Here is a 23,743-nt window from a genome sequence, read left to right as displayed (position 1 = left end):
CATTGTCCGATAATTGCAAAAAGTTTCTTGGCTTTCCCGCCCGACTTTTGTAAAGTGTTTGCCAAGACCGGCTACAATCGAGCCAAATCCGAGCATCAGCGGAATGGTACCAAGCGCAAAGAAAAACATCGACAGCGCTCCGGTAAATGGATTGGCAGAGGCTAATGCAACGATCTGCATCGACTGCAGAGGACCACAAGGCATCAGGCCATTAAACAAGCCGATGATAAAAGGTGTTCTGCGCCTGTGGGAAGCATTACTTCTCTTTGAAATTCCTTTTGAAGCATCTTTTTGCTTGCCTTTTTGAAAAAGTGGCATAGAAATTCGCAGGTGAAAACGGCGCAGTCCTGGAAAAAGACCGAGCATGTTAATTCCCATCACAACCATCAAGGCACCAGCAAGCAGTTTTAAAAGACCTTGAAAAAACGATGAAGTTTGCAGCGTTCCTGCCATTCCAGTAAACGCACCGATGCCGCCGAGTATTCCTCCGATTATCGTGTAAGAAATAATACGTCCGGCATTATAGGCAGCTGCATTTTGAAACATCGCACGAGATACGTTCGCAGATGGCTCAGAATCTTTTTGCAGCGTTTGTGACAGATTAATGCCGCCGCACATTGCAATGCAGTGAACCGAGGTAATCAAACCGATCACAAATAGCATGCCGTAGCCCATTTGCGCATCCGCTAACGAAGCTGGTGCCAAGTAATTTAAAATACCAAAATGCCGTAAAAGAAAATAAAGAATCACAATGATGTCAAGTTCGCGCAAAGTCTGGTTGACTATCTTTGCGCGCGATGTTTTTTGAACCGAAGCACTATAGCCTAGTTCATCAATTAAGCCTTGAATTTGCTTGAGTGAGATAACAGATGAATCATACAAAATGTCTGCTGTTTCAGTCTCATAACTGACAGCAGCCTGTGTGATTCCGGGATGTTTTGTTAGAGCATTTTGGATTCGTGTTTGGCAATTGATACAGGTCATTCCATTGATGTATAATTTTGCATGTTCCACTGTTTTGTCCTTTCCTGTAACAAAGATAAAGTTGATTTTAAGAAAAATCAATCAAAGCAAAAACTGTTATGATGAAGTCTCCACGCCCATGCGGTGCATAGCTCCTATGGACGTGGTATCAAAAGCGGAGCTTCGCTCCGAAAATACACACTAAAAGCTATGACCGATGTTTGTAAAGTTTTTGATGCCGTGCTACTTACGTCTCTCGAACGCAGACAAATGAACCTATCGCTAGCCGTGCATACAAAGGACTGTTCACGAAGCCTGCAAGCAGATGAACTGGCTCAATACGTTGGTTTTACCGAAGATGAAGTAAAAAAACTCTGCGAAAAGTATAATAGGGATTTTGATAAAGTAAAAAAGTGGTATGATGGTTATTTACTTAAAGGAATTTAAGGGAAAATAGCGTGCAGAATGCCTTTGCATGGGCACATAAAGTTTATTCACTATTTTTAAACATAGCGATAAGTTCAGCACTGCTTTCTTTCATGCCACGTCTGAGCCATTCTATAATCCAAATTAAGACGTTCTGCTTCCTGACGCAGGACGTCTTCTTTTGTTTGATAATTACGATAAAAGGATGCACGGCCAACCTCTGCTTTTGCTGTCAAACGGCTGATTGTAATGGAATCGAAATTATCAACTCACATCATTTCAAGTAATGTTTTAAGAATCTGACTGCGTACATAAGAGATTACTTCATACCAGGCTAATTGACGTGGTACAATTGACATGGTACAATATAGTTAATTATGAAGGTGATGAAGGGAGGATTACTATGGAAAAAAATTCTTCAAAAAAGAGTGATATCAAGATCTCTTTACTTGGTCTTTTGATAGGTATTAGCTTGATTGTTGCTGGAATTTATGGCATCGTTTCTAATAAGATTGAAAACCAAGAGTACAAAAATTCCACTGATATCAGGACTGTTAATGCTGTCGTTGAGGAATGTCGCCGAAAGGATGAAAAAAATGATGCTGATATCTTAATCCGTTCAGAATACAATACAAAGGTTTCCTTTGTTGTTGACGGAACAATTTACAAAGGAAGGACTTATTTTGTTTTCGGTCAGAACGAGCTAAAAAACAGCCTGCCATTTCAGGACAAGATTCGCAGAGGCGATGAAGTTTCAGTTGAAGTTTATCGCACATCAAAGGGCAGCTATAAGATTAAGCCCGACAATGATATTATTACTTTTTTACTTTGCTGCATGGCGATTCCTGTTGGCGCAGTTGTTGTTATAATCATGGTTTTGGATATTTTCAAACACGCATCTGTCAAAAGAACCTAACCGATACATTCACAGAAAAGAGGTGCTAGAATGAAACTTGTAGAAAAAATAAGTCGGAAATTTTCTAAACACGAAAAACAATATGATTCAAATTATGAAGAACCAGTGATACGATGCAGTATTTGTACAGGAGAGCAAGTGGCAGGATTTCTTAATTTGAGTACGGGAAAATTTGAGGAAGTCATGTTAATTAGGACTTCACAGGATTTGGAAAATTTTCAGAACGAATATGGTATAACAGGAACAATTAAAAAGATTTATTAAGATCTGAGAATGTGGATGTGCCGTTGATGTACGAAAAGAGAATAGACCATGTAAGCGTGATGGCGAAGGAAGATTAGCTATCAAAACAATAAAACCGAGTTTGCGAGGAGAGTTATGATTAAGACTGTAGCAATTGTGAGCCTTTCAGCAGGAACGATAGGTGAAGATTTTGTAAAGCATGAAGTTAATATAGGGCTTAAAAGATTAGAACAATTTGGATTGAATGTAAAAATTATGCCCCATGCAATGAAGGGGATTGAGTATGTAAAAAATCATCCAAAGGAGAGGGCAAATGATCTTCTTGCAGCAATATGTGATGAAGAAGTTGATATGATTCTTTGTGCTATTGGAGGAGATGATACATATCGACTTCTTCCATATCTGTTTAAAAACAATGAACTTAAAGAAGCTATTGAAAAAGCAAAAAAGAGAAAAATATTGCTTGGATTTTCAGATACTACAATGAATCATCTTATGCTGCATAAGTTGGGATTTGGGACATTTTATGGTCAGTCATTTCTGACAGATGTATGTGAAATGGAAGATGATATGCTGCCTTATACAAAGAAGTTTTTTGAAGAATTAATCAAAACAGGAAACATCAAGGAAATTGTACCGAGTGATGTGTGGTATGAAGAGAGAACTGATTGGTCCGAAAGTGCAGTTGGTACTGAAAGAACAAAACATGAAAATGAGGGATTTCAACTTCTTCAAGGAAAGCCTGTTTTTGCAGGAAAGATTCTGGGAGGCTGTCTTGAAAGTATGTATGATATATTTGATAACAGCAGATATCCAGATACCATTTCTCTATGCGAAAAATACAATCTTTTCCCTAGTTTAGAGGACTGGAGGGGGAAAATACTTCTTCTTGAAACAAGTGAAGAACAACCGGATCCTAAGCACTACAGAAAGATGGTAGAGACCTTAAAAAAGGTGGGAGTCTTTGATGTGGTTTCAGGCGTGATATGCGGTAAGCCAATGAATGAACTCTATTTTGATGAATACAAAAAAATTATTGTAGATGTAATAGATAATCCCAATATCTCAGTTGTTGCAAACATAAATATTGGACATGCAACACCAAGATGTATCATTCCATTTGGCATAGAGGCTGAGGTGGATGCAGTAAATCAGAAAATCAGATTCGCTTAATATCAAGCCCAGTGCAATCAGCCTATAATTATTGCATAACGAAATATAAAACTTACGTTTTGGAGAAAAAATAATGAATAGGGATTTATCAAAAGGATCTGTTGTAAAGTCAATGCTTTTATTCGCCATTCCAATGATACTTGGTGATCTGCTTCAGCAATGCTATAATATTGCAGATACACTTATAGTTGGACAGTTTCTTGGGGAAAAGGCACTTGCAGCAGTAGGTTCATCATTTACGCTTATGACGTTTATAACGTCAATTATTCTTGGTCTGTGTATGGGAAGTGGTGCATTGTTTTCTATCAGATTTGGGCAGAGGGACGAAAATGGTCTTAAAGAGGATATCTGCGCATCTTTTTTCTTTATTACTGCTGTGACGATATTACTTAATATTATTGCCTATATTAGCCTTAGTGGGCTTCGAACTTTTCTAAGAGTTCCGGATGAAGTGTGGGGTGACATGAAAGAATATCTGTTTGTAATCTTTATGGGGATTCCGGCAGTTTTTTTATACAATTACTTTGCCTCATATCTTAGGGCAATAGGTAATTCTGTTATACCACTTGCATTTCTGGCAGTGTCATCAATACTCAATATTATTCTTGACCTTTGGTTTGTCATTGGCTTGAAACTTGGAGTGGCAGGAGCAGCGCAGGCGACAGTGATTTCACAGTATCTGTCAGGTGTTGGCATAATGGTTTATACACTTATGCGTTATAAACAGGTGTGTGCAATCTGGAAAATCAGATATCTGAAAAAAGAACGAATCAGAGAAATTATTTCTTTTTCAATGCTGACATGCATTCAGCAGTCTGTAATGAATCTTGGAATACTTATGGTACAGGGGCTGGTAAACAGCTTTGGAACTGTTGTCATGGCAGCGTTTGCGGCTGCTGTAAAGATAGATGCTTTTGCATATATGCCTGTGCAGGACTTTGGAAACGCATTTTCTACATTTATTGCACAAAATTATGGAGCAAAAGAAAAGAAGAGAATACAGCAGGGGCTAAAAGCGGCGGTTCGTATATCTGCAATTTTCTGTGTAGTGGTATCAGCGTTTGTGTATATATTCGCAAAACCACTTATGATGATATTTGTGGATGCAAAAGAAACGGCTATTATAATGGAAGGAGTCCGTTACTTGCGCATAGAAGGTGCATTTTATATTGGAATCGGATGGCTGTTTTTGCTGTATGGTCTGTATCGTGCTTTGGGCAGACCGGGAATGAGTGTAGTACTTACAGTATTTTCACTTGGAACACGAGTGGCGTTGGCATATATATTGTCTGCAATACCGGCAATAGGTGTGGTTGGCATCTGGTGGTCAGTTCCAATCGGATGGGCGCTGGCAGATATTGTGGGACTGTTGTATTATAAAATCAAAAAGCAAAATTTGGTGGAAAAAGAGCCTGAGATGTGATAGAGTTATAAAATCAAAGGAGTATTATTATGCAGACGTCCAAAGAGTTTTTACGTATTTTTCTTGATATGGGTGAAGCGCTGTTAAGCAGCGGTGCAGAGATTTTTAGGGTGGAGGATACGCTGAATCGAATGGGATATGCCTGTGGTGCTACACAGATGAATGTTTTTGTAATTACATCTAGTATCGTTATTACTATGGAATTTCCAGGAGAAGGAGCGCGGACACAGACTAGGCGGATCAGGGAAAGTTATGGAAATGATTTTACCAAACTGGAGCAGTTAAATGACTTGAGTCGCCGTTTCTGTAATCATCCCATTCCAGCAGCAGAGCTTAAGAAGGAATTTGATGAAATTAACATAAATAAAGCAAAACAGTTGTGGAAACTTATGGGAAGCATTTTGGGGGCATGTAGTTTTGCTTTTTTTTATGGCGGAAGTTTTCTGGATGCTGTTGCAGCAGGACTTGGTGCTGTTTTGATCTGGGGATTACAGAAATATCTTCGTCCAGTGTGCATGAATGAAGTGACTTTTCAGTTTGTGGCGTCTTTTCTTACGGGTTGTGCGATCTGTTTATTAACTTTGCTGTGTCCATTTCTTAGCATGGATAAGATTATGATCGGTGACATTATGCTTTTGATTCCGGGGCTGATGTCAACAAACGCAATTAGAGATGTACTTATTGGTGATACACTCTCCGGAATCATACGCCTGATTGCTGCGTTACTCCTTGCCGCGGCACTGGCACTTGGATTTATGGGAGCAGTTATTTTATTTGGGAGGTTTTGACTTTGAATGAAACACTCATTGTACAATTAATTACCGGAGCTATTGGTTCTGTAGGATTCGGAATCCTTTTTCATATGAAAAGAAAATATTTGCCTTTGGCAGCAGCCGGCGCTCTTATTAGCTGGATGATGTTTATTCTGGGAAAAGCCTTCTGGGGAAATATTTTTCTCCCAACACTGTTTGCTAGTTTTGTTACAGATGTGTATGCGGAAATTCTTGCAAGAATCTGTAAGGAAACATCTACTTCTTTTTTTGTCACTTCCGTAATACCTCTGATTCCTGGAAGCACTCTTTATTATTGTATGAACAGCATTTTGGAAGGAAATACTGTTCGAGCTTTGGAATATGGACGTGATACCTTTCTTTTTGCTTTTGGAATTGCAGCAGGAATGAGTATTGCGTGGTCGATTTGCTATTTTCTTAGAAGTATAAAGAAAAACAAAAAGTGAGGAATAAAATAATGCAGACATATACTTATGTTTCAAAAGGAAAATTTGAATTAATGGAAAAACCAAAGCCAGTTCTTATGCATGAGAGAGATGCAATTGTGAAGGTAACGCTTGCTAGCATTTGTTCAAGCGACTTGCATATTAAACATGGAAGTGTTCCTCGTGCGGTTCCTGGCATAACAGTAGGTCATGAGATGGTAGGTGTTGTTGAGGAAGTTGGCAGCGCAGTAACAAATGTTAAGCCGGGAGATCGTGTGACAGTTAATGTAGAGACATTTTGCGGTGAATGCTTTTTCTGTAAGAAGGGATACGTAAATAATTGTACCGACGAGAATGGTGGCTGGGCATTGGGCTGTCGTATTGATGGTGGTCAGGCAGAATATGTGCGCGTACCGTTTGCTGATCAGGGCCTGAATAAAATTCCAGAAGGTGTTACTGACAGGCAGGCTTTATTTGTAGGTGATGTTTTAGCCACAGGATATTGGGCAGCACGTATTTCTGAGATTACAGAGGATGATACAGTGTTAATCATCGGTGCTGGGCCGACAGGAATTTGTACGCTGCTTTGTGTCATGTTAAAGAAGCCGAAGCGAATCATTTTATGTGAAAAAGATGAAAACAGGATTCATTTTATTAATGAGCATTATCCTGAGGTAATGACAGTTTCACCAGAAGCATGTGCAGACTTCGTTTTGGCAAACAGTGATCACGGCGGAGCAGATGTTGTTCTTGAGGTTGCAGGAGCAGAATCAACGTTTCGCTTATCTTGGGAATGCGCAAGACCAAATGCGATTGTGACGATAGTTGCTCTTTACGAGAAGGCGCAGCTTTTGCCGCTTCCAGATATGTATGGAAAGAATCTTACATTTAAAACAGGCGGAGTGGATGGCTGTGACTGCAAAGAGACACTTAGACTGATTGCAGAGGGAAAAATTGATACAGAGCCGCTTATCACGCATACATATCCGCTTAGCAAAATAGCAGAAGCATATGATCTTTTTGAAAATAAAAAAGATGGAGTGATAAAGGTTGCAGTGGAATGCTGATATGGGACGACCATTATATGAAAAAAATATATTTTTTGTTTGAAAAAGAAAGAAAAGGAATGGTTTTCTCGTTATGAAACGAATTGACTTTGAACACGGAACTGTGACTGGAAATATCCTAGGAGCAGCGCTTCCGATGCTTGTCGCTCAGATTTTAAATCTTTTGTATAATATTGTGGATCGTATTTATATTGCTCGTATTCCAAACGTTGGAACGGCGGCTCTTGGTGCGGTTGGACTTTGTTTTCCACTAATTGTGGTGATCACAGCATTTAGCAATTTGTTTGGAAGCGGCGGTGCACCATTATTTTCGATTTATCGAGGAAAGGGTGAGCCGCAAAGAGCTGCAAATGTGATGAATACATCTTTTACGATGGTCTGCGTATGCGCAGTAGTGCTGATGGCAGTTGGCTTTATATTTGCCAGACCGCTTCTAGTATTATTTGGTGCCTCAACTGATGCGCTTGTCTATGCATATCCGTATTTGATGATTTATCTGATTGGAACGCTGCCGTCTATGATTGCGACAGGTATGAATCCGTTTATTAATGCACAAGGGTATTCCACTATTGGAATGACCTCAGTTGCGGTTGGTGCAGTAGCAAACCTTTTGCTCGATCCGCTGTTTATTTTTGTGTTGGGATTTGGAGTACAGGGGGCAGCGATTGCCACCGTAATTTCCCAAGCGTTATCTGCATTATTTGTGTTTGTCTTTTTGACAAGAAAATCTGAGCTGAAGGTTCGCTTTTTAAAGAAAAAAGAGTTCTCTGAATGCATAGGCTACGCAAAAAACATTGTGAGCCTTGGTACGGCAGGATTTATTATGCAGCTGACAAACAGTCTGGTGTCTATCTGCTGCAACAATATTTTGTCAGATGTTGGCGGCGATATTTACATATCTGTTATGACGATTGTGTCAAGCGTGCGTCAGCTAGTTGAGACTCCAATTTATGCAATGAATGAGGGCACTTCCCCAATTTTAAGCTACAATTATGGTGCATGTCGTCCAGCGCGAGTGCGAAAAGCTATGGCAGTGATGAGTACTATGATTCTTGGCTATACAGCAGTGATGTGGAGTATTATTATTTTATTCCCAAATGTATTGATTGGAATTTTCAGCTCTGATGCGGCTTTGATGCAGGATGCAGTTCCGGCATTAAAACAATATTTTGCTGCATTTATCTGCATGGATTTTCAATATATTGGACAGACCGTATTCAAGTCGTTGAATAAAAAGAAACAGGCAATTTTTTTCTCACTGCTTCGCAAGGTCTTTATTGTTGTACCACTCACGTATATGATGCCATATATGTTTCACATGGGAACGGCAGGAGTGTTCCTTGCGGAGCCCGCATCAAATGTAATTGGCGGAACACTGTGCCTTGTTGTGATGCTGTGCACCATTCTTCCAGAACTAAAGAGAATGGAGAAGCAAAATTCGAAAAATGTGTTACAATAAAAAAAGAGAAAGGATATGCCACTAAATGACAAAAGAGTTATCTAAACTTGAACAGCAAATTCAAAAATTCATGCCGTTTAACGAGCAGGAGGAGCATGACAAAGCCATTTTATTAAAGTGGTTTGAGAGTGGCTCAGACATTCTTACAAGAGAAAATGAAATTGCCCATCTAACTGCATCTGCGTGGGTAGTGAGTCCAGACAAAAAAAGCGTGCTGATGGCATATCACAACATCTATCATTCCTGGGCGTGGCTTGGTGGTCACGCAGATGGTGATGCCGATCTGCACTATGTAGCACAAAAAGAAGTCATGGAGGAATCTGGATTGACACATGTAAAATTTCTATTAGATGAGCCATTTTCGATAGAAATTTTGTCTGTGGACGGTCATATGAAAAAAGGACACTATGTTTCTACACATCTTCATTTAAATGTGACGTATCTGATGGAGGCAGACCCAAAAGATGCTGTGCAGAATCGCCCAGAGGAAAATAGTGCAGTTGCCTGGATTCGTGTAGATCAGATTGCAGAGAAATCAACAGAACCATGGTTTGTGGAGCACGTATATGCGAAGCTGTGCGAGAAGATGCAAGTTAAATTTCGCGGGAGACTATCTAATTTGAAATTTAGCGAAAAAGGATTAAAATAAGAAGGAAGAACGTTTGTATGCTTAATAAAAAAGATTTCTTAAAATACGCATCAAAATTAGCATTTCCAATCATGATTCAAAATTTGATTGGAACATTAGTAAACATTGCTGATACGGTAATGCTTGGATATGTAAGCCAGACTGCTATGTCGGCTTCATCACTTGCTAACCAATATACTTTTATTCTTTTCTGTTTATATTACGGTATGGCCACAGGTACTTCGGTGTTATGTGCTCAGTACTGGGGAAAGGGTGATAAAAAGACAGTAGAGAAGATTCTTGGTCTGGCAGAACGAATATCACTGATCAGTTCTTTGATATTTTTCATTATCTCATTTTCCATGCCAACTACGATCATGAGGATTTTTACAAACAGTCCTGATACGATTGCTGCCGGCAGTGAGTATTTGAGGGTGATTTCATTTTCGTTTGTGTTTATGGGATTCTCTCAGGTTTTTATGAGTGCTCTTCGAAGTATCGGAAAAATAATGTTGCCTTCTGTTACATACGTTGTTTCTCTTTGTGTCAATGTACTTTGTAATGCTACATTTATTTTTGGTCTGTTTGGACTTCCGAAGCTTGGAGTCACTGGTGTTGCTCTTGGTACTGTTATTGCCAGAATGGTAGAAGTACTCATTTGTCTTATCTACTCATTAAACAGTTCTGATGTCAGATTTAGAATAAAATACTTCTTCTCAAAGTCTGGTATTCTGTTCAAGGATTTTATGAAGATTGCAAGTCCAGCCGTAATAAATGATGTTGTATGGAGTTTTGCCAGTTCAGCTTTCGCAGCAATCCTTGGCCATATTGGAGATGATATGGTAGCTGCAAATGCCGTTGCCGTCATGGTAGTAAATATTGGTGCTATCGCCTGTCGTGGTTTTGCTAATGCTACCACCATTATTGTCAGCCAGGAGTTAGGACAGGATCACATTGATACAGCCAGAGAGTATGGAAAACGTATGCTTAGAATAACGACTATTGTAAGTATGGTCGGATGCGTTATTATTCTGGCAATTCGCCCTTTGATACTTGATTTCTATCGTGATAAGCTGACAGAGACAGCCATTTATTACCTTGGCATTTTTATAATTATGACAACCTGGCGCCTTTTGGGAGAAGGAATCAATACTTGTCTTATATGCGGATGCTTTAGAGGCGGCGGTGATTCCAGATTCGGAATGATCATAGATTCTGTATTTATGTGGCTTGTTGCAGTTCCGCTCACATTCCTTGCAGCATATGTTTTCAAATTGCCACCAATCTGGGTATATTTTATAATGACTTTGGATGAGTTTGAAAAAATGCCGGCAGTATTCATTCACTATTTCAGAGGCAAATGGCTTACAAATATTACAAGAGATTTTGAGTGATCATGATCATCAAAAGGAGGCAACGCTGTTCACAACAGCGCAGCCTCCTTTTTAGATAAAAATATTCTGTTAAATACAAAACATTAAATGAAGCTCATTGTCTTTAATATAAACAGCCAAGCGGTTAGTGAGAATGCAGACAAAAGTGTTGTAAGCATGACGACACTGGCACTTAGTGTACCTTCATGTCCCATGCTTTTTGCCATTGTGTAGCTGCTGACCGTTGTGGCAGATCCAAGCATAACGAGAATGGCAACAAGTGCTTCATTTCGATAACCTAGAGCAATAGCGACTGGCATAAGAATGCCAGAATAGCCGATAAGCTTTAGAAATGCGCATGCTATTGATGGTTTTAATTTGTAGAAGGCTTTTTTGATGTCGAAAGATGCTCCCATTGCCATCAGACCAAGCGGTGTGGCAAGTACGCCGAGGTTATGTACTGTTTTTTGAAGGATGGTCGGATGCGGAAGTTTAAGAAGTGACCAGGCAAAACCCGCAGCAATTCCTAGGATAATTGGATTTGTAATTATGCCTTTTACAGTACGAAAAAGGCGGTCACTATTAGAAACTAAAGTTGATTTTGATGCTGAAGTTTCAGAGGCTGGATCACTTTTAGCAGATGATAGTGCCGGAGAAGTCAGCGTCAGTGCTGCTACTGCACAAATGTTATAAAGCGGCACAGTTCCGATAATCATAAGTGGTGCCATGCCGGATTGTCCATAAATGTTAACGATGAAGGCGATGCCAAGAATAGCTGCGCTGCTGCGGTAAGAACCCTGAATAAATTCACCTCGGTCAGATTTATCTTTCAAAAAGGATGACAAAGCAGTAGAAACAATTATGCAGCCAAGAGTGGCACAGAAACAAAAAAGTACAAAGCCCCCATCCCAGGCCTGATAAAAGTTTTCTTCCCATAAGTCTTCAAACAGCAATGCAGGAAGCGCAAATTTAAATACGAAGCTGTTCATTCTGTTAGTAAATGCATCATCAAACACACCGATCTTACGAAATACAAGTCCGAGAACCATGGTTAAAAAGATCGGAAGAGTTGCATTGATGCTGAATATAAAGTTGTCCATTTTTGTTGCTCCTTTTGATTTTTAAATCGAAAGCTGACTAAATTAAAAAGCAGCTTTGTTTTACACGGAAATGATACCATATACTATTTTCATCTGCAAGATGATTGTTGCTTTTATTGGTCCGCCTCGTGAAAACTCGTTACTGTTCACGCGTCATGTTACGAAAGCCCTTCGGTGCAAATATTGGGAATAGTAACAATTTTGTCGCCATGTCTATAATCACGTAATATATTTTGAATATCAAGAATAAAAGAATCTGATACATGTAAAAACTACACAAAAAATGCACGACTGAACTGAATAAAATAAACAAAAAACAAATTTTTGTAAAAAAACACTTGTCAAACTATCTAATTGGTGATAGTATAAAGCCATCAACCGGAAACGTTACCGGAAACGTTACTGACAACGTTTCCAGAACATTCCAGTCGGAACAATTATTCATTTATTTTATGAAAGAAAGAGGGATTTCAAAATGAAGAATGTAAAGAAAATTGCAACACTTGGACTTTCAGCAACCATGGCAATGGGTATGCTCCCAGCTACACTTGTATCAGCAGACGAGGCAACAGGAACAGTTTATTATCTGAACTTCAAGCCTGAGCAGGCAGATCAGTGGAAGGACCTGGCAGAAAAGTACACCGAAGAGACTGGCGTACAGGTAGATGTTGTTACAGCAGCTTCCGGAACTTATGAGTCTACTCTGAAATCTGAGATGGCTAAGTCAGAGGCTCCGACATTGTTCCAGGTAAATGGACCAGTTGGTCTGGCTACATGGAAGGATTACTGCTATGATCTGAAGGACAGCGAAGTTTACAAGCATTTAAAGAGCGATGATTTCGCACTGAAGAATGATGACGGATCTGTACCAGGTATCGCTTATGTAATCGAGACTTACGGTCTGATTTATAATAAGAAACTTTTGAATGATTATATTGCAACTGATGGAGCTGTTGTTTCTTCCGTTGATGAGATTAACAATTTTGAAACTCTGAAAGCAGTAGCAGATGATATTCAGGCAAAGAAAGATGATCTGGGAATTGAAGGTGCTTTCGCTTCCACAGGATTTGATTCTTCTTCTGACTGGAGATTTAAGACACATCTGGCAAACCTGCCGATCTACTATGAGTACAAAGCAGACGGTATCGATTCAACTGATGCGATCAAGGGAACATATCTTGATAACTACAAGCAGATTTTTGATCTGTATATCACAGATTCTACATGTGAGCCGACTGTACTTTCCAGCAAGACTGGTGAGGATGCAGCTTCTGAGTTTGCACTTGGCGAGGCAGTATTCTATCAGAATGGTACTTGGGCTTACAATGATATCAAAGACAACGAAGTAGCAGACGAAGATTTGGGTATGCTTCCAATCTACATTGGTGTAGATGGAGAGGAAAATCAGGGCCTGTGTACTGGAAGTGAGAACTATTGGTGCGTAAATAATCAGGCATCTGAGGAAGATATTCAGGCAACACTCGACTTCTTGAACTGGGTAATCACTAGCGATGCTGGAAGAACTTCTCTGTCTCAGGACATGGGATTTGTAACTCCGTTTGATACCTTCACAGATGAATATCAGGCACAGAATCCGTTAGTAGCTGCAGCAAATGAGTATATTGAAGCAGGTAAAGAGTCTGTTGCATGGTGCTTCACCACAATGCCATCTGAGAACTGGAAAAACGGTGTAGGCAGCGCACTTCTTGAGTATGCACAGGGAACTGGCGACTGGGATGCAGTGAAGACCGCATTTGTTGATGGTTGGGCAACTGAATATGCTGAGATGAACAGCGAAGAAGCAGAGGATGCTACTGAAGCAGATACTGAGGCAGATACTGAAGCAGATACTGAGGCAGCAACCGAGGCAGAATAAAGCAGTGACGAAAGGGGCGGGCGAGGGATCGCCTGCCTTTCTTTTGCCAGATAGGAAGCTTCCCCGGGTTTCCTATCCGACAAAACCTTAACTTAGAAAGGTGATATTATGGAAAAAGCAATCAAGAGATATTTTCCGATCTTCGTGCTTCCTACGATGATCGCGTTTACACTAGGATTTATAATTCCTTTTGTAGAAGGTGTTTACCTGTCCTTCTGTAAATTTACGACAGTCAATGATGCAAAATTCATCGGATTTGCTAATTATGCCAAGGTTTTTGCAGATGAAACATTTGTCCACGCGTTCTGGTATACGGCGGCATTTACGGTAGTCAGCGTAATTTTGATTAACGTGCTGGCATTTGCAGTGGCACTTTTACTGACAAAAGGCTTTAAAGGAACAAATATTTTCCGTACTGTATTTTTTATGCCAAATTTGATCGGTGGTATCGTACTTGGTTATATTTGGCAGCTGCTGTTAAACGGTATCCTGATGAAATTTAGTCGTACCCTGACATATTCATCGACATATGGCTTTTGGGGTTTGATCATCTTAATGTGCTGGCAGCAGATTGGTTATATGATGATTATCTACATTGCAGGTATTCAGAATATTCCTGGTGAGCTGATTGAAGCAGCTGAGATTGACGGTGCAACAAAGTGGCAGATCCTTAAAAAAGTTACTATTCCGATGGTTATGCCTTCTATCACCGTCTGCACATTTTTAACACTTACAAACTCATTTAAGCTTTTCGACCAAAACCTGGCTCTTACAAATGGAGAACCTTCCAAGATGTCTGAGATGCTTGCATTGAATATTTTCTATACCTTCTATGGAAGAACTGGCTATGAAGGTGTCGGTCAGGCAAAAGCAGTAATCTTCTTCATTCTTGTTACAGTGATTGCACTGACTCAGAACTATTTGACTAGAAGAAAGGAGGTTCAGCAGTAATGAAAAAAGTAAAACACGGTGGAGTTTTCACTGCCATTTTCAGTATTATTTCTATCGGATATATCTTTCCGATCATGCTTGTTTTTATTAACTCCTTTAAGAAGAAGGCATACATTAGCCGAAAGCCTTTTGACATTCCTAATGGAAAAATGTATGTAGGACTGGAAAATTATGTTCGCGGTATCAAACAGGCAAATTTTTTTGAGGGTGCTAAATGGAGTACGGTTATAACCGTTGGTTCTGTATTTTTGATCATTCTGTGTACCTCCATGTGCGCATGGTATATTGTCCGTGTAAAAAATGCATTGACTAAGGCAATCTATTATCTTTGTCTTTTTGCTATGATCGTGCCTTTTCAGATGGAAATGTTCACTCTGTCAAAGTTAGCAAACTCATTGGGATTAAACACTCCATGGGGACTGTGGATCATTTATCTTGGATTTGGAGCCGGCCTTTCAGTATTTATGTTTACTGGTTTTGTCAAGTCTATTCCAATAGAGATTGAAGAGGCAGCAATGATCGATGGCTGCAATCCGCTGCAGACTTTCTTTGGTGTAGTGCTTCCAGTTTTGAAGCCAACATGTGTGACAGTTGCAATTCTTCAGACTATGTGGATTTGGAACGACTACCTGCTTCCGTACCTTGTATTGAATCTGAAAAAATACATCACTATTCCGATTGCTGTCCAGTATCTTAAAGGCGGTTATGGTTCTGTTGATATGGGTGCCATGATGGGCGTTCTTGTTCTTGCCATCATCCCAATCATTATTTTCTACCTCTTCTGCCAGAGATACATCATCGAAGGTGTTGTTGCTGGTGCAGTAAAAGGCTGATTACAGACAAAAAGATTCTTGCAAAAATCGGACAGTTCGACTATACTTGACCTTCGGAATGTAATTTAGAAAATAAAGAAACGAATAAGGAGGTGAAGGCATGGAATGTATTACGATCAAGGACGTGGCACGTGTTTGCGGTGTGGGAGTCAGTACAGTATCTAGGGCAATTAATAATCATCCGGACATTAACCCAGAGACGAAAGAGATGATAATGCAGGTTATCAAGGAAAATAATTATGTGCCAAATAACAGTGCACGCAACTTGAAGCGTTCCGATGCCAGAGCCATCGCCATTTTGATTAAAGGAATCAGCAATCCATTTTTTAATAGCATGATCAAGGTTTTTGAAGAAGAGATCCAGAAAAAGAAATATTCGCTGGTTCTTCAGCATGTAGATGCGTGGCAGGATGAAACAGAAGTGGCTCTGGAACTGGAAAAAGAGAAGAGACTGAGAGGAATTATATTTTTGGGAGGTATTGCCTCCCATTCACAAGAGCAGCTGAAAAAGATCCCAGTGCCTTTTGTTTTAAGTACTGTAAGCCTTTTGGGGAAAGAATACAAAAATGATTATTCATTTGTGTCAGTAGATGATGTAAAGGAGAGCTGCCGCATGACGGAGCACCTTATAAGCCAGGGACATGAAAAGATTGCACTTCTCTGTTCATATAAAGAAGATGTGAGTATAGGTGCACTTCGTCTGACAGGCTATAAAAAAGCACTGGAAGCTCATAATATTCCAGTGGACGAAAGACGGATACGTCATATGGATCCAGAATTGGATAACTATTCAATGGAGAGTGGGTACCGCATGACTAAAGCACTTTTGGAAGAAGGAGTAGATTGTACGGCAATTTTTGCTATTTCTGACAGCTTGGCAATTGGTGCAGTTAGGGCTCTGATTGATGCGGGGAAAAGAGTACCGATGGATATTTCTGTGGCAGGTTTTGACGGAACAGAAATGGCAGCTTATTATAATCCTTCCATTACGACAATACGGCAGCCAGCAGAAACAATGGCAAGAGAAACTATCAAACTTCTTTTTGACAGCATAAAGAAAAAGACGAATGTTCAGCAGTTGATTTTTGAAGGTGAATTAGTACCAGGAGAATCAGTGAAAAAATTAAATTAACAAACATTAAGTGCCACAGGGATAAATAAATGTCTCTGTGGCACTTATAATATGCAAAAATATATTGATATTTTCGCATAAATTGTGATATGCTATAAAAAAGATTAGGTAGTTTTTAATTCAATTTTGAGTTAGAAAGGGAGGAAAATAAATGGTATCATTTATTGATTGTCATTTGTCTTTGAGAAGATGTTCACCGTTTAATGGTGGGAAATTTGAGGGATGGGGAACTAGCTTTTGTTGGTGGCCAAATCGAATTGGCTATTTGGATGAGCTGTCAGAGCAGGCTGCAAAGTTGTTTTTTGACCCTAAAGAAGGTCTTGGGCTGAATATTATTCGCTATAACATTGGCGGTGGAGATGATCCAACTCATCATCATATTACAAGAACAGATTCGATGGTGCCTGGGTATGCAATAAATCCTTCCCATGATGCTAATGGATATCATTGGTCATATGACTGGAATGCCGATCAGAATCAGAGAAATGTATTAATAAAAGTAGCAGAATGTTATGGAAAGGATTTGATTGTTGAAGGATTTTCAAATTCACCTCCATATTTCATGACTAATTCGGGCTGCTCAAGTGGTTCAGTAAATGCGTGGGAAAATAATCTTCGCGAGGATGCGTATGGTGCCTTTGCCTCATATCTTGCTGATGTTGCACAACATTTTTCAAAAGAATGGGGCATCCATTTTCAGAGTATGACGGCGATGAATGAGCCTGATACTGAATATTGGCATGCGCTAAGCGATAAGCAGGAAGGATGCCATTTTGATCCTGGTGAATCACAGTCTGTTATGATTATAGCATTAAGAAAAGCGTTGGATGAAAGAGGATTAAATGATATTTTAATATCTGGAACGGACGAGACAGGGATTGATTGTCAGATAAATAGTATTAACAGTCTTAGTGAGGCAGCAAGAGAGACAATAGCTCGTATTGACATACATAGTTACTTAGAAGGTGATAATGAAGGCCTTAGAAAACTTGCGCAAAGCTATTATAAAAACTTGTGGATGTCAGAAGTTGATGGTGGCGATACATCAGGATTCAATGCAGGGGAGATGGGGGCAGCACTGTGGCTGGCAAACAAGATTATTTCTGATATAAATGGACTTCTCCCAGCAGCTTGGGTTTTATGGCAGGTAATTGACAGTCACATTAGCAGTGATGGCTATATGGGAAATAAAGACAGCGGAAAACCAGATTATACAGGCGGTTATTGGGGACTAGCAACGGCAGATCACGATTCGAAAAAGATTATTTTGAGTATGAAGTATTATGCGATGGGACAGTTTTCGCGTTATATTAGACCGAATGATACTATTATTCAGGCAGGAGAACATGTCATAGCGTCATGGAATCAAGAGGAGAGAAAGCTGGTTCTTGTGATGGTCAATGATACAAATGAGAAACAATCTTGCAAGGTTGATTTAGATGAGTTTGCACTGAAAGGGGCAAAAATTTGTCCAATTCGCACAAGTGGTTCGATTGAGAATGGAGAACACTGGAACCGGCTTGAATCTAGTGTACTTACTGAAAATATTTTTGAAACAGAACTTAAGGAAAATTCTATAACAACGTTTGTTATAAGATAATAACACTGGACAAGAAAGCAATAATTCAGGCAAAAATAGCAGCAAATGCTGAAAAAGAAGAGCAGATGTATCGATGATGATACGTGCTGCTCTTCTTGTATTTTTACCAGATGTTCATGATATGCTGAACAATAAGACTTACAGCTGTGATTCCACACCAGCATGACGCACCAATAATAATAGGCTTTCCACCTGTTTTGATGAGCTGGATTACATTGCTGTTTAATCCGATGGCAGCCATAGCCATAATAATCATAAACTTTGACAATTCCTTAATTGGATGAAATACTTGCGCATCAATTCCATTATGTATATGTACACAGATTGTTGTAATTATTGCTGCAATCACAAAATAAAGTATGAACATTGGAAATGTTCTTTTTAAACTAAAGCTTGAACCTTTCATTCCTTCTTTTGCTTTTTTTTGAGCTCGTATAAATGATAATCCAAGTGTAATAGGTATTATGGCAAGTGTTCTTGTAAGTTTTACGGTTACTGCTTTATTTAATGTTTCGCTTCCAAGATTCCACATACTGTCCCATGTTGATGCGGCAGCTGTTACAGATGATGTGTCATTGATTGCTGTTCCTGCAAAAATACCAAATGCATCACCATGAACAGTATCAAATCCTATTGCTTTGCCAAGTATAGGGAAGAAGATGGCTGCAAGTACGTTGAAAAAGAAAATTACTGCGATTGCCTGGGCGATTTCATCATCATCTGCATCAATAATAGGTGCAGTTGCTGCGATAGCAGAGCCGCCGCAGATTGAAGAGCCAACACCTACAAGTATTGATGTATTTGCAGGTACTTTTAAAGCTTTCTTCAATATCCACGCAATAACAAGAGATGTTGTGATAGTACAAATAATGATCGGCAGCGATTGCTTTCCTGTCTGAAAGATTACTCCGAGATTCATTCCAAATCCAAGTAAAACAACTGCAGTCTGAAGGATTATTTTTGATGTCCACTTAATTCCTGCCTCTGCATTTTTCTTATCATTCCAAAACATTGTGATAATCATTCCTGCTATGATTGCAATAACAGCGCCTCCCACCACTGGAAATATTTTTCCTAAGAACCATGATGGAATAGCAATTGCAAGACAAAGAAGAATACCAATTCCATTTTTTTTAATAAAATTCATTTATAAATTCCTTTCTTTGGTTTTTTGTAACTATAAAATTGTATCACTGTGTAATAATAATGTAAATAAAAATTTGATAATGCTAGGATAAATAATAGGCTTGACATAATCGTGAATAAGTGGCAATGTTAAAACTAACGAGTGGTAGCTAGGTAAAAGGCTTTTGCAGCAAGAGCACATTGAACCATCATCGGTTTCAGTTAATCGCCGGCTTTGGCAATTCGGACGGACTTTTTTTTTCCGACAGATTCGTTGTTAGCAGGCGAAAGCCCACACCATGAGCATAAATGTTTTGCATCATCAAAAATGTTCATATCAACGCCTGTTTCTGCAAGAACAATCGTGGAGCTATCAATACTTTCCGGTGGATTCCATACAAACATGATAGCAATTATTCTCAATAAGCCAGTTGTGAAACCCTGCGACTGAATAAACATGGTTTATTACCAATGATAAGAGTCCGGGCTCAATGTCCCACTTGTTTGTGCCTTGAGCGAAGCGAAAGGAATGATAAAAACTATGAAAAATGTAAATCAACTGATTGGCTGCTGCGGGCTGGACTGCGAAAAATGCGATGCCCGTATCGCAACGCTCACAAACGACAATGCCATGCGTGAAAAAACTGCTGTCCTGTGGACAAAACTCAATGTGGTAACGATTACGCCGGAAATGATAAACTGCATCGGCTGCCGCATAGAGGGTGCAAAAACGCCCTTCTGTGATAAGCTCTGCCCCGTACATAACTGTGTCCGGGAAAAGGGACTGGATACCTGTGCAGACTGCGGGCAGATGGATGGATGTCCGACGCTGGGGCAAATCGCCGTAAACAGCCCGTTTGTTTTGGAAAACCTGAAATAAAAATTTTTCAGGAGACATACTATGTTTTATACTATTCAGGTTGCAAAGCGGTCTGCTACACGAACAAAACGGTTATTCGAGTTACCAGAGAAGCCAAGAACGCGCGCGGGAGTATCACTTTACGAAGTTAGAGATTGGTGGCTACAGATGGTATTCCAACTGAAAAAATATAATGCGCCTTTAAGAGATCAGGAGAAAAGATTATGATAAAAGTTTTATTCGTTTGCCACGGCAATATTTGCCGCAGCCCAATGGCTGAATTTATTTTTAAAGAAATGGTCAAAAAACATGGTTTGGAAGATCAATTTTTAATTAAGTCAGCAGCAACTAGTACAGAGGAAATTTGGAATGGAATCGGAAATCCAGTATATCCGCCAGCTAAAAAGGAGTTAGCTCGTCATGGAATTTCTTGCGACAAAAAGAGGGCAGTACAGATGTGTCGTGCAGATTACGAAAAATATGAATATTTGATCGGTATGGACGATCAAAATATTTCTAATATGATTCGTATCGCAGGCGGTGATCCTGCGCACAAAATCTACAAACTTCTTATGTTTGCAAATGATCCAGGTGATATTGCAGATCCATGGTACACGGGTGAGTTTGGACGCACATATGAAGATATTGTCAGAGGCTGTGAAGGGCTGCTTAAACATTTGGTTGAGAAATAAATAAAAGGTTTTCTGTGTACAATCATAGAAAAATCCTATAACAGGTTATTTTGCTTTCAGATTGGACAAAAGACATTTCGCAAAGTATCATAAAAGAGAAAAAGAAAAGAAAAGGTATGGTACGCGAAATGAAAAACAGCATACGGGAAGCGCTTGTGAAGTCACTTCCTATTTTTTTTAGCTATATCTGTGTGGCATTTGGATATGGACTTTTGATGCAAAAAGCAGGGTTTGCTTGGTACTATGCATTATTCACGAGTTTTATTATATATACGGGTGCATTCCAGTTTGTATTAATCACATTTCTAAAGAGTGGTGCATCAATTGTTACGATTGCGCTTACGGCATTCCTTATGAATAGCCGTCAAAGCTTTTACAGCCTGACATTTCTGAAAGACTTTAAGGCAATGGGCAAGGCAAAATGGTATATGATACATACGATGACAGATGAGACGTATGCGGTAAATTGTACGCTTTCACCAGAAGTCACAAATCGCAGACAGGTAATGTTCTTTGTCGCATTGTTTTCTAGAATTTACTGGATGGCAGGAACAATACTTGGAGGCTTATTTGGTCAGCTGTTAGGTCAGATTCCAGATGGCATTGATTTTTGTATGACAGCTTTGTTCGTTATTATTTTTATGGATCAATGGGAGAAAGCAAAGAGTCATATACCAGCATTGATTGGACTTGGAACAGGGATTATTTGTCTGCTCTTTTTTGGAAAAAGCAATTTTATTTTGCCGGCATTGATTATTGCATCTGGCATTTTACTTTTATGGCAGAGAAAAGAGAAAAACGAGGTGCATTATGAGAAATCCTATTGAAATTTTTTTAATTATTATAATGTGTGCAATTATTACGTTTGGACTTTGTGCGCTTCCGTTTGCTGTTTTTCGCGGAAAATGCAAAATGCCTGTGTGGTTAGAGCAGTTAGGAAAAGCACTGCCGCCGCTAATTATGGCAGTTCTGATTGTATATTGCCTAAGAGATATAACGACTGATCAAAAGCATATTGGAATCGCGCAGATGGCAGGCGTGTTAGCAACTGCAATAAGCTATAAATGGAAACATAATACGCTGCTTAGCATTATATCAGGTACAGCTGTCTATATTTGCATGATTTCAGTAATATGAGAATATAAGAAGTAGTGTAAGATAGGATAAATTTTTGTGAGATTGTCCATTGTATCTTATATTTATGTGTGATATCGTACTTTTGTACAAATGGCAGATAAATGAAAGCCAAGCTGTTACAGAAAGGACATTGGACAAGTGAAAAATATGACAACAGGAAAGCCCATGCCTTTAATTGTGGGATTTGCCGTTCCACTATTAATAGGTGGTGTGTTCCAACAGGTGTATAATCTAGTTGATGTAATGATTGTGGGAAGATACCTAGGAGAGCAGGCATTAGCCGGAGTGGGCAGTACAGGCAGTCTAACTTTTTTTATGCTGTCTCTTGTAATGGGACTTTGTAATGGAGCAGGTATTTTGGTGGCGCAGTGTTTTGGTGTTGGAAATTTTTCCAATATGAGACGAGCAGTGACATCAATCATATGGATAGCAGGAATACTTACGGCTGTAGTAATGCTGATTGGCGTGTTTGCGTGTCCATTTTTTTTACGGCTTCTAAGTGTTCCAGAGGATGTAATTGACTATTCGGTAACGTATATGAGAATATTGCTTCTTTTTACTGGAGGAAGCGTAGCATACAATGGTGCATCTGCCGTGCTTAGGAGTCTTGGTGATTCCAAGACACCATTAACAGCGCTGATTATTGCATCTGTAATTAATATTTTGCTTGATCTATTATTAATCGTTGTAATTCCGTTTAAGGTGGCAGGAGCAGCAATTGCAACAGTCATTGCACAGCATGCGTCTGCAGGATATTGCTTGTTCTACCTGTACAAAAAGAGAAAAGAATTTGGCTTAGTGGGAATTTTGACTAAGCCAGATCGTGATATGACAGTAAAGATTTTTCAAATTGGTGTTCCAACTGCATTTCAATCCTGTTTGATTTCAATTGGAAGCATGAGCGTACAGCGTTTGATAAATTCTTTTGGTACATCAGTTATGGCAGGCTATACTGCAGCAGCTAAGATAGATAGTATTGCAATTCAGGTTATCACTTCACTTGGCTCTGCACTTTCTGTTTTCACAAGTCAGAATATTGGAAATCGCCAATTTAAGCGTATTAGGGAAGGCTTGCACTGCACTCTTTTTATGAGTATTGTATCAGCACTTATTATTGCAGCAACAGCGATGCTTTGTGGACAACAGTTGATGCGACTCTTTCTTGGAACAGATCAGTCACAAGATGCTGTGACAGTAGGTGCACAGTATTTAACTGTGATGGGAATTGCCTACCTGATTTGCGCTGTGATGCAAAGTTATCAGAACATTATTCGCGGAGCAGGTGATGCTAATACTTGTATGATAGCAGGTTTCACAGAACTAGCAGGAAGAATAACATTTGCGTATCTACTTGCCCCACATTTAGGTGAAATGGGAATTTGGATTGCTACGCCATTATCGTGGGGCTGTGGATGTGTAGTTCCAGTTTTTCGTTACTATAGCGGGAAATGGAAGAATAAGGCATTGGTTGGCTGATTTTTTACACCTTGCAATTTCCCCATTTATATGTTACAATGGCTTCTCATGAAAAAAACACAGGAGAATAGAAAA

Annotated in this window: 23 protein-coding genes and 1 pseudogene; 20 read left to right on the top strand and 4 right to left on the bottom strand. The window is 39.4% G+C overall.

Annotation, left to right across the window (positions count from 1 at the left end):
• On the bottom strand, positions 1–1,014 hold a 1,014-nt coding region (locus WJP93_RS09635), incomplete at its 3' end, for a sulfite exporter TauE/SafE family protein (RefSeq protein ID WP_337547974.1).
• 778 nt (positions 1,015–1,792) lie between these two features.
• Here WJP93_RS09635 and WJP93_RS09630 point away from each other — a divergent pair.
• The 10 genes from WJP93_RS09630 (at position 1,793) to WJP93_RS09585 (ending at position 10,908) form a co-directional block, all read left to right on the top strand.
• Positions 1,793–2,305 carry a DUF3592 domain-containing protein gene (locus tag WJP93_RS09630; protein WP_337547972.1) on the top strand — a complete coding sequence of 171 codons (513 nt, stop codon included), beginning with the start codon at positions 1,793–1,795 and terminating at the stop codon, positions 2,303–2,305.
• Between the two features lie 30 nt (positions 2,306–2,335).
• A complete protein-coding gene (locus tag WJP93_RS09625) occupies positions 2,336–2,569 on the top strand; it encodes an aspartate dehydrogenase (RefSeq protein WP_118614676.1) in 234 nt (77 codons plus the stop codon).
• 114 nt (positions 2,570–2,683) lie between these two features.
• Positions 2,684–3,721: a S66 peptidase family protein gene (locus WJP93_RS09620; RefSeq protein WP_337547970.1), complete on the top strand. Its 1,038-nt coding sequence runs from the start codon at positions 2,684–2,686 to the stop codon at positions 3,719–3,721.
• A 73-nt stretch (positions 3,722–3,794) separates the two neighbouring features.
• Positions 3,795–5,144: an MATE family efflux transporter gene (locus WJP93_RS09615; protein WP_337547968.1), complete on the top strand. Its 1,350-nt coding sequence runs from the start codon at positions 3,795–3,797 to the stop codon at positions 5,142–5,144.
• A gap of 29 nt (positions 5,145–5,173) precedes the next feature.
• On the top strand, positions 5,174–5,932 hold the full coding sequence (locus WJP93_RS09610; RefSeq protein ID WP_118614680.1) for a threonine/serine exporter family protein: 759 nt from the start codon (positions 5,174–5,176) through the stop codon (positions 5,930–5,932).
• A gap of 2 nt (positions 5,933–5,934) precedes the next feature.
• The gene (locus WJP93_RS09605; RefSeq protein ID WP_337547964.1) at positions 5,935–6,381 is read left to right on the top strand and encodes a threonine/serine exporter family protein; all 447 of its coding nucleotides are present in this window, start codon (positions 5,935–5,937) and stop codon (positions 6,379–6,381) included.
• 11 nt (positions 6,382–6,392) lie between these two features.
• Positions 6,393–7,427 carry an alcohol dehydrogenase gene (locus WJP93_RS09600; RefSeq protein WP_337547963.1) on the top strand — a complete coding sequence of 345 codons (1,035 nt, stop codon included), beginning with the start codon at positions 6,393–6,395 and terminating at the stop codon, positions 7,425–7,427.
• Between the two features lie 73 nt (positions 7,428–7,500).
• A complete protein-coding gene (locus tag WJP93_RS09595; protein WP_337547961.1) occupies positions 7,501–8,886 on the top strand; it encodes an MATE family efflux transporter in 1,386 nt (461 codons plus the stop codon).
• 25 nt (positions 8,887–8,911) lie between these two features.
• Positions 8,912–9,535: an NUDIX hydrolase gene (locus WJP93_RS09590; protein WP_337547959.1), complete on the top strand. Its 624-nt coding sequence runs from the start codon at positions 8,912–8,914 to the stop codon at positions 9,533–9,535.
• Positions 9,536–9,552: 17 nt separating this feature from the next.
• Positions 9,553–10,908, top strand: coding sequence for an MATE family efflux transporter (locus WJP93_RS09585; RefSeq protein ID WP_337547957.1), 1,356 nt, complete (start codon positions 9,553–9,555; stop codon positions 10,906–10,908).
• An 83-nt stretch (positions 10,909–10,991) separates the two neighbouring features.
• Here the strand turns inward: WJP93_RS09585 and WJP93_RS09580 are convergent, their stop codons facing one another.
• Positions 10,992–11,987, bottom strand: coding sequence for an AEC family transporter (locus WJP93_RS09580; protein ID WP_262539022.1), 996 nt, complete (start codon positions 11,985–11,987; stop codon positions 10,992–10,994).
• Between the two features lie 520 nt (positions 11,988–12,507).
• On the opposite strand from WJP93_RS09580, the gene WJP93_RS09575 reads away from it, so the two are divergent.
• From WJP93_RS09575 to WJP93_RS09555, 5 genes are all read left to right on the top strand, one after another.
• Positions 12,508–13,863, top strand: a complete 1,356-nt coding sequence (locus WJP93_RS09575) for an ABC transporter substrate-binding protein (protein ID WP_337547981.1) — start codon at positions 12,508–12,510, stop codon at positions 13,861–13,863.
• A gap of 108 nt (positions 13,864–13,971) precedes the next feature.
• Positions 13,972–14,814 (top strand): sugar ABC transporter permease, encoded by an 843-nt coding sequence (locus WJP93_RS09570; RefSeq protein ID WP_227101543.1) that lies wholly within the window; start codon positions 13,972–13,974, stop codon positions 14,812–14,814.
• Positions 14,814–15,647: a carbohydrate ABC transporter permease gene (locus tag WJP93_RS09565; protein ID WP_066558797.1), complete on the top strand. Its 834-nt coding sequence runs from the start codon at positions 14,814–14,816 to the stop codon at positions 15,645–15,647. Before WJP93_RS09570 ends, WJP93_RS09565 begins: the two co-directional genes overlap by 1 nt.
• A 100-nt stretch (positions 15,648–15,747) precedes the next feature.
• On the top strand, positions 15,748–16,779 hold the full coding sequence (locus WJP93_RS09560; protein WP_337547953.1) for a LacI family DNA-binding transcriptional regulator: 1,032 nt from the start codon (positions 15,748–15,750) through the stop codon (positions 16,777–16,779).
• A 151-nt stretch (positions 16,780–16,930) separates the two neighbouring features.
• Positions 16,931–18,379, top strand: coding sequence for a glycoside hydrolase (locus WJP93_RS09555; protein WP_337547951.1), 1,449 nt, complete (start codon positions 16,931–16,933; stop codon positions 18,377–18,379).
• Between the two features lie 103 nt (positions 18,380–18,482).
• Here the strand turns inward: WJP93_RS09555 and WJP93_RS09550 are convergent, their stop codons facing one another.
• Positions 18,483–19,526 carry a YeiH family protein gene (locus WJP93_RS09550; RefSeq protein ID WP_337547950.1) on the bottom strand — a complete coding sequence of 348 codons (1,044 nt, stop codon included), beginning with the start codon at positions 19,524–19,526 and terminating at the stop codon, positions 18,483–18,485.
• Positions 19,527–19,738: 212 nt separating this feature from the next.
• Positions 19,739–19,864: pseudogene (locus WJP93_RS09545) on the bottom strand (transposase); the annotation flags it as partial.
• 181 nt (positions 19,865–20,045) lie between these two features.
• On the opposite strand from WJP93_RS09545, the gene WJP93_RS09540 reads away from it, so the two are divergent.
• The 5 genes from WJP93_RS09540 (at position 20,046) to WJP93_RS09520 (ending at position 23,668) form a co-directional block, all read left to right on the top strand.
• A complete protein-coding gene (locus WJP93_RS09540) occupies positions 20,046–20,384 on the top strand; it encodes a DUF3795 domain-containing protein (protein ID WP_066558810.1) in 339 nt (112 codons plus the stop codon).
• A gap of 203 nt (positions 20,385–20,587) precedes the next feature.
• Entirely contained in the window at positions 20,588–21,055 is a 468-nt protein-coding gene (locus WJP93_RS09535) for a low molecular weight protein-tyrosine-phosphatase (protein ID WP_308732417.1), read from the top strand.
• A gap of 116 nt (positions 21,056–21,171) precedes the next feature.
• Positions 21,172–21,882, top strand: a complete 711-nt coding sequence (locus WJP93_RS09530) for an AzlC family ABC transporter permease (RefSeq protein ID WP_337547948.1) — start codon at positions 21,172–21,174, stop codon at positions 21,880–21,882.
• Entirely contained in the window at positions 21,866–22,192 is a 327-nt protein-coding gene (locus tag WJP93_RS09525) for an AzlD domain-containing protein (protein WP_337547947.1), read from the top strand. Before WJP93_RS09530 ends, WJP93_RS09525 begins: the two co-directional genes overlap by 17 nt.
• A 147-nt stretch (positions 22,193–22,339) precedes the next feature.
• A complete protein-coding gene (locus WJP93_RS09520; RefSeq protein WP_337547979.1) occupies positions 22,340–23,668 on the top strand; it encodes an MATE family efflux transporter in 1,329 nt (442 codons plus the stop codon).
• The last annotated feature ends 75 nt before the right edge of the window (positions 23,669–23,743 follow it).

Source organism: Anthropogastromicrobium sp., from assembly GCF_037349415.1.
In the GTDB taxonomy this organism is placed as follows: domain Bacteria; phylum Bacillota; class Clostridia; order Lachnospirales; family Lachnospiraceae; genus Anthropogastromicrobium; species Anthropogastromicrobium aceti.
This window is presented reverse-complemented; position numbering and strand designations above follow the sequence as displayed.

Coding starts and splice junctions, on each gene's coding strand:
- WJP93_RS09530 (WP_337547948.1), top strand. CDS start 21,172: ATGGTACGCGAAATGAAAAACAGCATACGGGAAGCGCTTGTGAAGTCA.
- WJP93_RS09595 (WP_337547961.1), top strand. CDS start 7,501: ATGAAACGAATTGACTTTGAACACGGAACTGTGACTGGAAATATCCTA.
- WJP93_RS09590 (WP_337547959.1), top strand. CDS start 8,912: ATGACAAAAGAGTTATCTAAACTTGAACAGCAAATTCAAAAATTCATG.
- WJP93_RS09615 (WP_337547968.1), top strand. CDS start 3,795: ATGAATAGGGATTTATCAAAAGGATCTGTTGTAAAGTCAATGCTTTTA.
- WJP93_RS09580 (WP_262539022.1), bottom strand. CDS start 11,987: ATGGACAACTTTATATTCAGCATCAATGCAACTCTTCCGATCTTTTTA.
- WJP93_RS09565 (WP_066558797.1), top strand. CDS start 14,814: ATGAAAAAAGTAAAACACGGTGGAGTTTTCACTGCCATTTTCAGTATT.
- WJP93_RS09620 (WP_337547970.1), top strand. CDS start 2,684: ATGATTAAGACTGTAGCAATTGTGAGCCTTTCAGCAGGAACGATAGGT.
- WJP93_RS09570 (WP_227101543.1), top strand. CDS start 13,972: ATGGAAAAAGCAATCAAGAGATATTTTCCGATCTTCGTGCTTCCTACG.
- WJP93_RS09610 (WP_118614680.1), top strand. CDS start 5,174: ATGCAGACGTCCAAAGAGTTTTTACGTATTTTTCTTGATATGGGTGAA.
- WJP93_RS09520 (WP_337547979.1), top strand. CDS start 22,340: ATGACAACAGGAAAGCCCATGCCTTTAATTGTGGGATTTGCCGTTCCA.
- WJP93_RS09560 (WP_337547953.1), top strand. CDS start 15,748: ATGGAATGTATTACGATCAAGGACGTGGCACGTGTTTGCGGTGTGGGA.
- WJP93_RS09575 (WP_337547981.1), top strand. CDS start 12,508: ATGGCAATGGGTATGCTCCCAGCTACACTTGTATCAGCAGACGAGGCA.
- WJP93_RS09555 (WP_337547951.1), top strand. CDS start 16,931: ATGGTATCATTTATTGATTGTCATTTGTCTTTGAGAAGATGTTCACCG.
- WJP93_RS09535 (WP_308732417.1), top strand. CDS start 20,588: ATGATAAAAGTTTTATTCGTTTGCCACGGCAATATTTGCCGCAGCCCA.
- WJP93_RS09550 (WP_337547950.1), bottom strand. CDS start 19,526: ATGAATTTTATTAAAAAAAATGGAATTGGTATTCTTCTTTGTCTTGCA.
- WJP93_RS09585 (WP_337547957.1), top strand. CDS start 9,553: ATGCTTAATAAAAAAGATTTCTTAAAATACGCATCAAAATTAGCATTT.
- WJP93_RS09630 (WP_337547972.1), top strand. CDS start 1,793: ATGGAAAAAAATTCTTCAAAAAAGAGTGATATCAAGATCTCTTTACTT.
- WJP93_RS09525 (WP_337547947.1), top strand. CDS start 21,866: ATGAGAAATCCTATTGAAATTTTTTTAATTATTATAATGTGTGCAATT.
- WJP93_RS09625 (WP_118614676.1), top strand. CDS start 2,336: ATGAAACTTGTAGAAAAAATAAGTCGGAAATTTTCTAAACACGAAAAA.
- WJP93_RS09540 (WP_066558810.1), top strand. CDS start 20,046: ATGAAAAATGTAAATCAACTGATTGGCTGCTGCGGGCTGGACTGCGAA.
- WJP93_RS09600 (WP_337547963.1), top strand. CDS start 6,393: ATGCAGACATATACTTATGTTTCAAAAGGAAAATTTGAATTAATGGAA.